Source organism: Actinosynnema sp. NPDC037264, from assembly GCF_055603705.1.
This window is the reverse complement of record NZ_JBVJVK010000013.1, coordinates 24,729-37,882: the sequence shown is the minus strand read 5'-3', so window position 1 is coordinate 37,882 and position 13,154 is coordinate 24,729. Positions and strand designations below refer to the sequence as shown.

Genomic DNA, 13,154 nt, shown 5'->3' with positions numbered 1-13,154 from the left:
GGGTGGCACGTGTGCGCGGGGCTGCGCAGACGTGCGGCACAATTCAACCCGTGACCGCCACGCCGACCCGCCAGCCCGATCCAGCGCTCGCCGACCCAGCGGCAGTCCGGCTCGCCCGAGCCGCCGCACAAGAGGAGGCGGGCGCGGAACGCGTCGGCGACCACGTGGGCGCCGTCGCGGAGGACGCGGTGTCCGCGACGCACCTGTTCGAGGCCGACCACGCCGGCTACCAGGGCTGGAACTGGGCCGTCACGGTCGCGTTCGCGGGCCCCGGCACGCCGCTGTCGGTCAGCGAGGTCGTGCTGCTGCCCGGCGAGGACGCGCTGGTCGCGCCCGAGTGGGTGCCGTGGCACGAGCGGGTGCGGGCGGGCGACCTCGGCGTCGGCGACCTGCTGCCCGCGCCCGAGGACGACCCGCGCCTCGCGCCGGGGTACGTCGGCTCGGACGACCCGGCGGTCGAAGAGGTCGCCATGGAGGTCGGTCTCGGCCGCGTGCGCGTGCTGTCGCGGGAGGGCGTGCTCGACGCCGCCCAGCGCTGGCACGCCGGCGACTTCGGGCCGCGCAGCGAGATGGCCCGCAGCGCCCCCGCCACCTGCGGCACGTGCGGCTTCTACACCCGCATCGCCGGGTCGCTCGGCGCCGCCTACGGGGTGTGCGCGAACGAGATGACGCCGGCCGACGGGCACGTCGTGCACGTGGAGTACGGGTGCGGCGCGCACTCCGAGGTCGAGGTGGAGGGCGGCCCGCTGGTGCCGGTCGCCGAGGTCGTCTACGACGACGCGGTGCTCGACGTCGAGGCCAACTCCGAGAGCGGGAAGTGAGCGCGGACCCGTTCGGCACCGAGGCGCTGCGCGAGTCGGTGCTGGCGGCGTGGCGCGGCTCGCCCACGCGGTTCCGGGAGGACGCCAACGCCGAGGAGGACCTGAGGCTCGGCGGGTACCGCGACCGGCTGCTGGTGGAGCTCGCGCAGAACGCCTCCGACGCGGCCGGTGACGCGCCCGGCGTGCTGCGACTGTCCGTTGTGGACGGTGAGCTGCGTGCGGCGAACACCGGCGCGCCGCTGGACGCGGCGGGGGTGGCGGCGCTGGCGTCGTTGCGCGCGTCGTCGAAGGCCGCGGACACGGTCGGCCAGTTCGGCGTCGGTTTCGCCGCCGTGCTGGCGGTGACCGAGGAGCCGCGCGTGGTGTCGCGGACCGGCGCGGTGGCGTTCTCGGCCTCCCGCACGCGCGAGGCGGTGCCGTCGCTGGCGTCCGCGCGCGGCGGTGACGTGCCGGTGCTGCGGTTGGTGTGGCCGTCGGACGAGGCGGACCTGCCGGACGGGTTCGACACCGAGGTGCGGCTGCCGCTGACGGTGGACGGCGCGGCGCTGCTCGCGGAGTTCGCGGTGCAGGTGCCGGACCTGCTGCTGGCGTTGCCCGGGCTGCGGCGCGTCGAGGTCGGCGCGGAGGCGTGGGAGCGGTCCGAGGCCGACGGCGTGGTGGTGCTGACCGGGCCCGGCGGGGCGCAGCGGTGGCTGGTGCACCGCGTCGGCGGCGAGCTGCCGGCGGCGCTGGTCGCGGGCGTGGAGTCCCGGCCGCAGTGGTCGGTGTGCTGGGCGTGGCCGATGGACGAGCCGCTGTCCGGTGACGTGCTGCACGCGCCGACGCCGACCGACGAGAAGCTGTCGCTGCCCGCGCGGCTGATCGCGACGCTGCCGGTGGAGCCGTCGCGGCGGCGGGTGCTGGCGGGCACGGCGGCGTCGTACGTGCTGGAGCAGGCCGCGCTCGCGTACCCGGAGCTGGTGGCGAAGCTGCCCGCGGTCGAGCGGACGTCGCTCGTGCCGTTGCCCGGGTTCCCGCTGTCCGAAGTGGACGATCGGCTGCGGACGGGCATCCTGGCGGCGCTCAGGTCGGCGTCGTGGTTGCCGCTGGCGGACGGCGAGTGGGCCGCGCCGTCGGCGTCGAAGGTGCTCGACCTCGCGTCGTTCGAGCTGGTCGAGCTGCTGGAAGACGTCATACCCGGCCTGCTCGACTACGAGCTGACGCTGCCGCCGCACGCGAAGGCCTTGGCCGCGCTGGAAGTGCCGCGCCTCGGCGTGCCCGAAGTGGTCTCCGCGCTGGCCGGTGTCGGCGGCGACCCGTCGTGGTGGCGCCAGGTGTACGAGGCGCTGTCACCGGTCGCCGACGTCGACTCGACCGCGCGCGAGGCGATGGGCGGCCTGCCCGTGCCGCTGGTGGACGGGCGGCTGGTGAGCAGCCCGCGCGGGGTGCTGGTCGGCACGGACACGGAGCTGTTCTCCGTGCCGGGGCTGCGGATCGCGCACCCCGAGGCGGCGCACCCGTTGCTGGTGCGGTTGGGCGCGACCGAGGCCGGCCCGGCGGAGCTGCTGGACTCCGACGCCGTGCGCGAGGCCGTGCACCGGAGCCTGGACGACCCCGCGCTGGACGGTCCGGAGCTGGTGCGGACCGTGCTGCGGCTGGTGTCGCGGGCCGGTGGGCGGCCGTGGCTGTCGGAGCTGGCGCTGCCGTCGGCGGACGGCGAGTGGCGGCGCGCGGACGAGCTCGTGCTGCCGGACTCGGCGCTGCTGGCCGTGCTGGAGCCCGACGCGCCGTTCGGCGTGCTGGACGCCGCGGTGGCGGCCGAGTGGCCCCGGTCGGTGTTGACCGACGTCGGCGTGATCGACGGGTTCACCGTGGTGGAGGACGACTCGCCCACCGAGCCCGACCACGACCTGGCCGACGAGGGGTACTGGTGGGACGCGTTCGACGTGCCGCCGACCCGGGTGCTCGGCATCCGCGACCTGGACCTGGTGGCGCGCGACAAGTGGCCGGAGGCGTTGGCGATGATGGCCGCCGACCCAGTGGCGTGGCGTGCGGTGAACGAGCCGGACGGGTACACGGGCTGGTGGCTGGCCCGCTACGCGACGATCGACGGCGTGCCGCTGGGGTCGTGGCGGCTGCCGGACGCGGACGGGCTGGAGGGCCTGTACGACGTGGTGCCGTCGATCGGGCTGCCGCCGCACGTGCTGGCGGCGGCCGGGGTGCGCACGTCGTTGAGCGTGGTGGACTCCGACGACGTCACCGACCTGATCGCGCGGCTGGGTGATCCCGAGCGCAAGCTGTCGGACGCTCTGGTGCTGCGGGTGCACGCGTCGCTGGCCGAGGTGGCGGACTCGGTGAGCGTCGAGCCGCCGGACCGGGTGCGGGTGCTCACCGGCGCCGCCGAGCCGGCCGACGACGTGCTGGTGCTGGATTCGCCGTGGCTGCTCGGCGTGCTGCCGCCGGCCCAGGTGCTGGCGTCGTCCGGTGCGGCGGCGGAGCTGGCCGAGCTGCTGGCGCTGCCGTTGGCGTCGGAGGAAGTGTCCGGTGCGGTGGTGGGCGAGGGCGACGAGGTGGTCTGGTCGGAGCTGGGCGCGGTGCGGTTGGCGTGCGACCTGCTCGGCGTCGACCTGCCGGCCGGTTCGCTGATCGTGCACGACGATCTCGTGGTGGCCGCGGAGGGTGCGGAGCACTCGGTGTCGTGGTGGGTGGAATCGGAGGTCGTGCACGCCGCCGACACGCCCGAGGGTTTGGCGCGTGCGCTGGCGTGGACGACGGGTCGCTGGGATGATCGGCACACGTTCGCCGCGCTGATCGCCGACCCGACACCGGCCGTGCTGCTGGGCTGACCGGCCGGGCTGCCAAGATCACCCGATCGTGGAAGCCGCTCCGGGGATGAATGGAAATCCCGGATTTGTTGCCGGAAAAGAGGGAGGCGCGGCGCCCCGGCCCTCAGTGTCAGCCCGAGACCCTGGGCGCCCACCGCTCTCGGCCGACGTGAGCAGTGGGCCGCGGAGAGCAGTGGGCCGCTGCGGCGGGCAGCGGTGGTCGGCTGCGGCGAGCAGTGCGTGGCGGGCAGTGCGTGGCGGGCAGGCAGCGGTCAGGTGGCGAGCGGTGCGTGGCCAGGTGGCGAGCGGTACGTGGCGGCGAGTGTCGAGCGGTACGTGGCGGCGAGCGCGGCCTGGGATGGCGGCGAGCGATGGGCAGCGGCGAGCGGTGGCGGCGGAGCGGTGGTAGCCGAGCGTGGCCGGTGCCGGCCGGTGCGGCTCGTGCGGCCGGGGGTGGGCCGAGCGGCTGGATGCGGACCGAGGCCGGGTATGACGGGTGTGAGCTGAGCGCGGCCGGCGTCAGCTGAGCGTGGTGTCAGCCGGGGCGGCCTGGGTGGTGTCGCTCGTGCTCAGCCGGAAGTGGCCCGGGTGCCGATCACTCCAGGCCTTGGCCTTGCTGGGCGGTGCGGCTGCCGCGGCGGGCGGCGGAGCGTTGCCAGGTGAAGATGCCGTAGCCGATGATCCCCAGCAGGCCGCCGGACAGGCACGTCCAGACCAGGACGGTGTCGTCGCGCGCGAACAGCAGCACCCCGACCAGCGCCAGCAGCCACAGGGCCGTCCCGACCACGATCGCGGGCACGGGGTCGGCCAGCTTCGGTGGGAGCGGCGGTGGGGGTGGGAGGGGAGTTGCTTCCTGTTCGGCCACGTCGGGCAGGCTACTCGCCCGAAACACGAGTAGGGCACGCTCTGCCTGCTCCGCACGCACGAACCAGGCACGCGAACCGGCACGAACAGGCACGTGAACACGCACGAACCAGGCACGTGCCCCGCACCACCGATCGAGGAGATGAGATGGCCACCGCCGAGACACCACCCGCCGCTCAGAAGCCGCCGGCCCGGTCCAAGCTGGACGGGTTCTTCAAGATCTCCGAACGCGGCTCCTCGGTCGGGCGGGAGGTGCGCGGTGGGCTCGTCACGTTCGTGACCATGGCCTACATCGTCGTGCTGAACCCGCTGATCCTGGGCAGCTTCGCCGCCGACGACCCCTCCGCCAAGGTCGACGTCCTCGGCAACATCCTCACCATCCCGCAGGTCGCGGCGGTGACGGCGCTGGTCGCGGGTGTGATGACGATCCTCTTCGGACTCGTCGCGAACTACCCGTTCGCGCTGGCCACGGGCCTGGGCATCAACTCCTTCGTGGCCGTCACGATCGTGCCGCAGATGTCGTGGCCCGAGGCGATGGGCCTGGTCGTGGTCAACGGCCTGGTGGTGCTGCTCCTGGTCGTCACGGGCGTCCGCACGGCCGTGTTCAACGCGGTGCCGGCGGAGCTCAAGGCGGCCATCGCGGTCGGCATCGGGTTGTTCATCTGCTTCATCGGCCTGGTCGACGCGGGCTTCGTGCGCCGGCTGCCGGACGCGGCGGGCACCACCGTGCCGGTCGGGCTCGGCATCAACGGGTCCATCGCGTCGTGGCCGACGTTCGTCTTCGTGGTCGGCCTGGTGGTCACCGGCATCCTGGTCGCGCGCAAGGTCAAGGGCGCGATCCTGATCGGCGTGCTGGCGGCGACCGTGCTGTCCATCGTGCTGGAGGCGATCGTCAAGGCGGGCCCCTCGCAGGGCACCAACCCGACCGGCTGGAACCTCGGCTACCCAGGCCTGCCGGAGCAGGTGTTCGGGCTGCCCGACCTCTCGCTGCTGGGCGACGTGTCGTTCGGCGCGTGGACGCGGGTGCCCGCGCTGACCGCCGCGCTGCTGGTGTTCACGCTGGTGCTCACGGACTTCTTCGACACCGTCGGCACGATGACCGGCCTCGGCAAGGAAGCCGGCGTCATCGGCAAGGACGGCCAGCTGCCGGGCGTGTCGAAGGCGTTGTTCGTGGACGGCCTGGGCGCGGTCGCCGGCGGTGCGGCGTCCTCGTCGTCCAACACGGTCTTCATCGAATCGGCGTCCGGCATCGCGGAGGGCGCGCGGACCGGCCTGGCGAACGTCGTCACCGGGCTGCTGTTCCTCGGTGCCATGTTCCTCACCCCGCTGTACGCGGTGGTGCCGATCGAGGCGGCGGCGCCCGCGCTGGTCGTCGTCGGCGCGCTGATGATCATGCAGGTGAAGGAGATCGACTTCGCCGACTTCTCCGTCGGCCTGCCCGCGTTCCTCACCATCGTGATCATGCCGTTCACGTACTCGATCGCGAACGGCATCGGCGCGGGCTTCGTCAGCTACGTGGCGTTGCGGGCGCTCACCGGGCGTGCGCGCAGCGTGCACCCGCTGATGTGGGTCGTGGCGGCCGCGTTCGTCGTCTACTTCGCCATCGGACCGATCCAGGCCGCTCTCGCGGGCTGAGACGGGCAACTCCTCTTCGACGGGTGCCGAGATCGTGAGGTATGCTAACTACGTGGAGACCGAGGCTGAAGCGGGACTGGCGAGCCGGCTGAGACTGGCCGTCGTCCGGCTCAACCGGAGGCTCCGCGCGCAGCGGGTGAACTCCGCGATCTCGCTCACCCAGGTGTCCGCGCTGTCGACGCTGCACAAGTGCGGACCCCTGACGCCGGGCGAGCTGGCCGCCAAGGAAGGCGTCCAGCCACCGTCCATGACCAGGGTGATAGCCGCCCTGGAGGAGTACGGGTTCGCCACGCGCCGCCCCCACCCCACCGACGGCCGGCAGGCCATCGTGGAGCTGAGCGAGGCGGGGCTGAGCTACATCAACGAAGAGGTGTCCGCGCGGGAAGCCTGGCTGGACAAGCGGTTGGCCGAGCTGACACCGGAGGACCGGGGCACGTTGTCGCGTGCCGCCGAGATCATCGACAGGATGGCGGGGCAGTAACGAAGTGCCGGCGTACGCGGGTGGTGCAGAGACGGACCAGGTCGAACGCAACCCAGCCGCACCCCCGCCGCGCAAGCGCATGTTCGGCTCGCTCCGCGTGCGCAACTACCGCCTCTACGCCTCCGGTCAGGTCGTCTCGCTCGTCGGGCTGTGGATGCAGCGCGTCGCGCAGGACTGGCTGGTGCTGGAGCTGTCCGACGGCTCGCCGGTCGCCCTCGGCATCGCGGCGGCGCTCCAGTTCGCGCCCACGTTGTTCCTGTCGCTGTGGGCGGGCGTGCTCGCCGACCGGATGGACAAGCGCAAGCTGCTGCTCGTGCTGGAGACCGGTCTCGGGCTCTGCGCGCTGACGCTCGGCCTGCTGGACGTCACCGGGCTGGTCGAGCTGTGGCACGTCTACCTGCTGTGCCTGCTGCTCGGCGCGGTCTCCGCGGTGGAGACGCCCGTGCGGCAGAGCTTCGTGGTCGAGATGGTCGGCCGCGACCAGCTCACCAACGCGGTGGCGTTGAACGCGATGACGTTCAACCTGGCCCGGATGGTCGGACCGGCCGTGGCCGGCGTGATGATCATCTTCGTGGGCACCGGCTGGGTGTTCCTGATCAACGCGATCAGCTTCCTCGGCGTGCTGGCCGGGCTGCTGCTGATGCGTGCCGCCGAACTGCACCGCGGCGACCCCGTGCCGCGCGAGAAGGGCCAGCTGCGGGAAGGGCTGCGGTACGTGCGCAAGCGCGCCGACCTGGTGATCCTGCTGTGCCTGGTGTTCTTCATCAGCACGTTCGGGCTGAACTTCTACGTCACGCTGGCCGTGCTGGCGCGCAACACGTTCGGCGGCGACGCGTCCGCCTACGGCCTGCTCTCGACGCTGCTCGCGGTCGGCACGCTGGCCGGCGCGACGCTGGCGGCCAAGCGCAGCGCGCGCGGCAAGCCGCGGTTGAGGCTGCTGATCCTGGGCGCGCTGGCGTTCGGCGTGCTGGAGGTCGTGGTCGGGTTGATGCCCACGATGTGGCTGGCCGGGCTCGCGCTGATCGGAGTCGGCATCGCCATGATGACGTTCACGACGACCGCCAACGCAACCGTGCAGCTGGCCGTGTCCCCGGCGATGCGCGGCCGGGTCATGGGCCTGTACATGCTGGTGTTCCTGGGCGGCAACCCGGTGGGCGGCCCGGTGATGGGCTGGCTGGCCGAGCACTTCACCGCGCGGGCGCCGCTGGTCGTCGGCGGCGTGGTGTCGATCCTGGCGGCCGTGGTCGGCGGCGTCGTGCTGGCCCGACGGGGTGGCGTGAGGCTGCCGGTGCACCGCCTGGGCCTGCGCCGCCGCGCGCGCGTCTGACAATGGTCCGGTGGTCATCGCAACGGACTGGGTCCGGCTGCTCGTCGTCTGCCTGATCTTCACCGCCGTCGCGGGCGCGGTGCTGTGGTGGGCGAGGTTGGCGTCGCCCCGGCCCGTGGTCCGGGCGGCCGTGCGGGCGACGGCGCAGTTGGCCGCCGTGTCGGCGGTGATCACGGTGGTGCTGGCGTCGTTGCCGCTGACGGCGGCGTTCCTGGTGGTGATGGCGGGCGTGGCGACGGGGACGTCGGCGGCCCGCACGAAGACCGGGCGGCGCGGCGTGTGGGTGGGCGCGGCGATCCTCGGCGGGACGGTGCCCGCGCTGGTGGCGCTGGTGGCGAGCGGTCTGGTGCCGTTGCGGGGGATCGCGCTGGTGCCGGTCGGGGGGATCCTGATCGGTGGGGCGATGACCGCGACCACGTTGTCCGTGCGGCGGACGTTGGACACGTTGCGGGACCGGCACGGCGAGTTCGAGGCGGCGTTGGCGCTGGGGTTCACCGAGCCGGTGGCGGTGCGGGAGCTGGTGCGGGGGCCGGCCGCCGAGGCGTTGATCCCGGCCTTGGACCAGACCCGGACGGTCGGCCTGGTGACGTTGCCCGGTGCGTTCGTCGGGATGCTGCTCGGCGGCGCGCCGGTGTGGCAGGCGGGGGCGTTGCAGCTCGTCGTGCTGCTGGCGCTGCTGGCGGTCGAGGCGGTGGCGATCGCGGTGGTCGTGGAACTCGTCGCGCGCGGGCTGGTGCGCAGGACTGGTGCGGTCGGTGAAGTTAGGCTAACCTAAGCGTCGTCGCTTCGTGGTGGGAGCGGCAGTCAGTTCGGGAACAGACGAGGCCCCGCCTCCCGGTCGTACCACCGGGTGGCGGGGCCTCGTCGTGTCGGCGTGGGCCTGATCGTTCGCTGTCGTGGTGGAAAGTCGGGCGCCCACGGCTGATCGGCGGGCGTTCGGGCTGCTCGTCATCCACGACCGGAGGACGGCGTCGGCTGTGGGGGTTGACCACACCTTGGACGTGCGGACCCTGGCAAGATAGGCGCATGGGCACCGAGGAGGACTGGCCGGTCGAGCAGACGTGGTCGCTGCGCAACACGCATTGGCACGCCTACGTGGAGCACACCTCCCTCGACCACGCCTCTCCGCGCGCTGAGCGGCTGGAGCGCACGCCGGAGGAGGTCCTGACCACGCCGGCCGAGGTCGCCGCGTGGTTGGAGGTCAACCTGCGCAGCGCGACCAAGCCCGAGGAGGCCGGGAAGAAGCGCACGAAGGACGAGCGGGACTTCTCCGACTCGAACCGGGTGCACACGTCGCTGGCGTCGGCGGGCGAGAGCATCTACACGGGGGTGAAGGGCATGCTGACCCTGGCGGTCGAGGCGGTGACCCCCGACGAGTGCCGCAGCTCCCACGACGGCGCCGACGTCGCTCCGCTGAAGGCCGGCCGTCGGCGCTGAGTCGGGGATTGGGCCCTGAGCTGCGGTTATGGGGTGGTGCGGCCTTGGTGGTCGGGGCGTGAAGATCACCCGAACGCGCGAATCGAGCCGGCTCGGGGATCAATGGAAACGCCGAAAGCGTTGCCGGAAGAATGAAGGTGTGGCGCACGGCCCGGACCAGGCATCGCGCTCGGACAGGAACGGCCAGGGCCACCGGACTGCCCGCTCCTGGGCTGCCCGTGGATGGGAACACCCGCCCGCGGGGGAGGGGCTAGGACTGCCGCCCGCGGGGAGGGGCTAGGACTGCCGCCCGCGGGGGAGGGGCTAGGACCGCCCCTCGGCCGCTGGAGCCGGACGGACCGCCGGCGCCGGTCCGCGCGGGGAGTCGCACCGCCGGGTTCGGACCGCCGGGCTGCTCCGCGGAGCCGGTCCGCGCCCGCCGCGCCCTAGGACGCGGCAGGCAGCGGCACGGCACGCGCGCCCGCACGGCAGACACCCGCGCCCGCACGGCAGGCAGCGGCACGGCAGGCGCCCGCACCCGCACAGCAGGCACCCGCACGGCGGGCAGCGGCACCCGCACAGCAGGCACCCGCACGGCGGGCAGCGGCACCCGGACGGCGGGCAGCGGTACGGCAGGCACGCACCGCACCCGCACGGCACGGGTCAGAGGCCCACGGGCCAGGTGTGGACCGGTTCGCCGGCGTGGGACAGTTCGACGTACCGGCCCAGCATGGCGGTGAGGGCGGTGTCGCGGTCGGCTCCCCGTTCCTCCAGCAGGGCGACCGTCTCGCGTTGCCACTGGGAGCCCGTGCGCCGCGCCAGGCACCGCGCCTCGATCACGCCCAGGTAGCGCTCGCACGCCTCGTCGGACACGCCGCACGCCCGCAGCCCCTCGTGGGCCAGTGGCAACAGCCGCCGCAGGACGAGCTCGTCCGGCGGCACCCAGCCGATCCCCGGCCAGTACAGCTGCGAGCCCATCCCGTGCCGCGACCCGGCGTACAGGTTCTCCTCCGCCGCGTGGAACGACATCTGGCTCCACAAAGGACGCTCCAAAGTGGTCAGTGCCCGTTGCGCGCCGTAGAAGAACGCCGCGTTCGCCATCGTGTCGAGCACCGTCGGCCCGGCCGGCAGGACGCGGTTCTCCACGCGCAGGTGCGGCACGCCGTCCACCACGTCGTACACCGGCCGGTTCCAGCGCCACACGGTCCCGTTGTGCAGCCGCAGCTCCGTCAACGACGGCGTCCCGCCCGCCCCGAGCACGTCCAACGGGTCCTCGTCGCCGGTCTCCGGCAGCAACGCCGGGAAGTACCGCACGTTCTCCTCGAACAAGTCGAAGATCGACGTGATCCACCGCTCGCCGAACCACACCCGCGGCCGGACGCCCTGGTTCTTCAGCTCCTGCGAACGCGTGTCCGTGGCCTGCAGGAACAGCGGTATCCGGGTCTCGTGCCACAACGCCCGCCCGAGCAGGAACGGCGAGTTCGCCGCGATCGCCACCTGCACCCCGGCCAACGCCTGCGCCGCGTTCCAGTGCGCCGCGAAGTCGTCCGGCGCCACCTGCAGGTGCAGCTGCACGGACGTGCAAGCCGCCTCCGGCATGATCGACTCGGCGTAGCTGGACAACCGCTCGCCCGCCCGCCCCGGCAGGGGCGCGCCCTCCATCGACAGCACGACCTCCTCACCGCGCGCGGCGAGGATCTGGTCGTTCAACGTCGTGTACCGGGCCTGCTGCGAGAGCCACCGCCGGTCGAAGTGCTCGTGCCGCAACGTCGGCAGCACCCCGATCATCACGATCGACGTGCCGGCGTCGTGCGCCTTCACGTCCGCCGCCGCGAGCGTGGAGACCAGCTCCCGCTCCAGGTCCAGCGTCTCGTCACCGGCCAGCTCGCGCGGCGGGACGTTGACCTCCAGGTTGTGCTGGCCCAGCTCCAGCGTGAACGACGGGTCGTCGATCTTCTCCAGCACCTCGGAGTTGGCCATCGCGGGCCGACCGGCGCCGTCGACCAGGTTCAGCTCGATCTCCAGCCCCATCTGCTGTCTCGGGAAGGAGAAGCTCTCCTCCACCAGCATGGTTCCCAGCGCGTCCATGCACCGCTGCATGCGCTCGCGGTAGCGCTGGCGGTCCTCTCTGGTGAACGTCCGACTGGACACATCCGTACCCATGCCGCCTCCCAATCGGTAGGGCTGCTCCGGCGGGCTTAGCGGAGGCCAACCGTGACACAGCAACCATCTGCCCGCCAGCGCCCAAATCGGTGCTCTCTGTCACATAGCAGTAACAATCAGCGAGAATGTGCTGGTTGGCGGCTTGCGGCTGCGACATCCGATCTACGAGGGGTGTTCACCTGTTGATAAGTGGCACACTCCTCGGTGTGATCGAGATCGACGACCCGGCGGACCCGCGGCTGGACGACTTCCGGGACCTGTCGACGGCCGACCGGAGGCCCGACCGACCCGGCGGGCGGGGACTGGTCATCGCCGAGGGCGTCGTGGTCGTCGAACGGCTCCTGGACTCGCGCTACCCGGTGCGCGCGCTGCTCGGCGTGCGGCGGAGGGTGGAAGCGCTCGGCGACCTGCCCGCGCCCGCGTACGTCACCTCCGCCGACGTGATGGCCGAGGTGGTCGGGTTCCACCTCAACCGGGGCGTGCTGGCCGCCGCCGACCGGGCGCCCCAGCCGGACGTGGCCGAACTCGTCGCGTCCGCACGGCGGCTCGCGGTGCTCGAAGGCGTCGGCGACCACGAGAACCTGGGCTCGCTGTTCCGCAACGCCGCCGCGCTCGGCATCGACGGCGTGCTGCTCGGCCCGGGGTGCAGCGACCCGCTGTACCGGCGCAGCGTCCGCGTCTCGATGGGTCACGTGCTGCGCGTGCCGTTCGCGTCGATGCCGAACCTGACCGAAGGCTTCGAGCTGCTGCGCCACAACGGTTTCACGGTCGCCGCGCTCACGCCGAGGGCCGGCTCGGCGAACCTCGCCGACGCCGGGCTGCGCGGCCGCAAGGTCGCTGTCCTGCTCGGATCGGAGGGTCCGGGCCTGACCGACGAGGCCATCGCGGCGGCCGACGTCGCGGTCCGGATCCCCATGGCGGAGGGCGTCGACTCCCTGAACGTGGCAACCGCGGGCGCGATCGCCTTCTACGCGATCGCCTGAACGCGCTACGTTCTCCTCCCGAGCAGAGGAGGACGTAGGTGGAACTGCGGGTGCAGGACGGCCGGGCCGTGCTCGCGGGCCGCGACGACGCGGGTGAGCGGGAAGTCGACCCGCACACCCTCCCGCTCGGCGCCGGGCTCGCCGACGCGTTGCACGAGTGGGCGAAGGTGGCCGACGCGGTGACGCGGGCCGACCCGCCCTCCGACGGCGCCGCGAACGCCCTCGTGACCAGGCGGGGACGACAGCTGGCGGGGAGGTTGGCGGCCGAGATGGGCACACCGGTGGAGTACACCGATCCCGTGACGGGTGAGCTGGTGGTCGTGGACGTGCCGCCGGTCGAGACCGCCGACGAGGCCGAGGGCGACGACGGGGTCGAGGCCGACGAGCCGGAACCCCAGGAGGAAACCCCCTGGGGCACCGGGCTCACGGTCAGCTTCATCGTCGCCGCCGTGGTGACGTTCACCGTCTACACGCTGTCGGTCGGGCTGGGCGAGACCAGCCAGTGGCTCGCGGTGCTGGCGAACGTCCTGGTGGTCGGCGGCATCACCCCGTCGGTGTGGCTGGCGCGGAAGGTGCCGGTGTGGCGGTGGGTCGCGTACGGCGTGGTGGCGGGTGTGCTGGCGGCGTGGTTGTCCTTGCTGCTGACGACCCTCCTGTGAC

General features: G+C 72.8%; 11 protein-coding genes. 9 read left to right on the top strand and 2 right to left on the bottom strand.

Annotated elements, in window-relative coordinates; all coding sequences use genetic code 11:
- Window positions 1-50: 50 nt before the first annotated feature.
- Entirely contained in the window at window positions 51-821 is a 771-nt protein-coding gene (locus ACZ7GX_RS16995; RefSeq protein ID WP_498777591.1) for a DUF3027 domain-containing protein, read from the top strand.
- Complete coding sequence (locus tag ACZ7GX_RS16990) at window positions 818-3,646, top strand: sacsin N-terminal ATP-binding-like domain-containing protein (protein ID WP_498777589.1); 2,829 nt, start codon at window positions 818-820, stop codon at window positions 3,644-3,646. Before ACZ7GX_RS16995 ends, ACZ7GX_RS16990 begins: the two co-directional genes overlap by 4 nt.
- Window positions 3,647-4,220: 574 nt before the next feature.
- Here ACZ7GX_RS16990 and ACZ7GX_RS16985 read toward each other — a convergent pair.
- Window positions 4,221-4,490 (bottom strand): DUF2530 domain-containing protein, encoded by a 270-nt coding sequence (locus tag ACZ7GX_RS16985; RefSeq protein WP_498777587.1) that lies wholly within the window; start codon window positions 4,488-4,490, stop codon window positions 4,221-4,223.
- Window positions 4,491-4,636: 146 nt separating this feature from the next.
- Here ACZ7GX_RS16985 and ACZ7GX_RS16980 point away from each other — a divergent pair, with 146 nt between their 5' ends.
- The 5 genes from ACZ7GX_RS16980 to ACZ7GX_RS16960 all read left to right on the top strand — a co-directional run bounded on the left by ACZ7GX_RS16980 (window position 4,637) and on the right by ACZ7GX_RS16960 (window position 9,369).
- Entirely contained in the window at window positions 4,637-6,124 is a 1,488-nt protein-coding gene (locus ACZ7GX_RS16980; RefSeq protein ID WP_498777585.1) for an NCS2 family permease, read from the top strand.
- 52 nt (window positions 6,125-6,176) lie between these two features.
- Entirely contained in the window at window positions 6,177-6,605 is a 429-nt protein-coding gene (locus ACZ7GX_RS16975; protein ID WP_230569809.1) for a MarR family winged helix-turn-helix transcriptional regulator, read from the top strand.
- Between the two features lie 79 nt (window positions 6,606-6,684).
- Complete coding sequence (locus ACZ7GX_RS16970) at window positions 6,685-7,932, top strand: MFS transporter (protein ID WP_498777581.1); 1,248 nt, start codon at window positions 6,685-6,687, stop codon at window positions 7,930-7,932.
- A 10-nt stretch (window positions 7,933-7,942) separates the two neighbouring features.
- Window positions 7,943-8,707: an ABC transporter permease gene (locus ACZ7GX_RS16965; protein ID WP_498777579.1), complete on the top strand. Its 765-nt coding sequence runs from the start codon at window positions 7,943-7,945 to the stop codon at window positions 8,705-8,707.
- A gap of 251 nt (window positions 8,708-8,958) precedes the next feature.
- On the top strand, window positions 8,959-9,369 hold the full coding sequence (locus tag ACZ7GX_RS16960; RefSeq protein WP_230569812.1) for a hypothetical protein: 411 nt from the start codon (window positions 8,959-8,961) through the stop codon (window positions 9,367-9,369).
- Between the two features lie 642 nt (window positions 9,370-10,011).
- Here ACZ7GX_RS16960 and ACZ7GX_RS16955 read toward each other — a convergent pair.
- Window positions 10,012-11,511 carry a glutamate-cysteine ligase family protein gene (locus ACZ7GX_RS16955; RefSeq protein WP_498777577.1) on the bottom strand — a complete coding sequence of 500 codons (1,500 nt, stop codon included), beginning with the start codon at window positions 11,509-11,511 and terminating at the stop codon, window positions 10,012-10,014.
- A gap of 206 nt (window positions 11,512-11,717) precedes the next feature.
- On the opposite strand from ACZ7GX_RS16955, the gene ACZ7GX_RS16950 reads away from it, so the two are divergent.
- Both ACZ7GX_RS16950 and ACZ7GX_RS16945 read left to right on the top strand, forming a co-directional pair.
- Window positions 11,718-12,494: a TrmH family RNA methyltransferase gene (locus ACZ7GX_RS16950; protein ID WP_498777575.1), complete on the top strand. Its 777-nt coding sequence runs from the start codon at window positions 11,718-11,720 to the stop codon at window positions 12,492-12,494.
- 38 nt (window positions 12,495-12,532) lie between these two features.
- Window positions 12,533-13,153: a DUF2537 domain-containing protein gene (locus tag ACZ7GX_RS16945; RefSeq protein ID WP_498777573.1), complete on the top strand. Its 621-nt coding sequence runs from the start codon at window positions 12,533-12,535 to the stop codon at window positions 13,151-13,153.
- Window position 13,154: the final 1 nt, after the last annotated feature.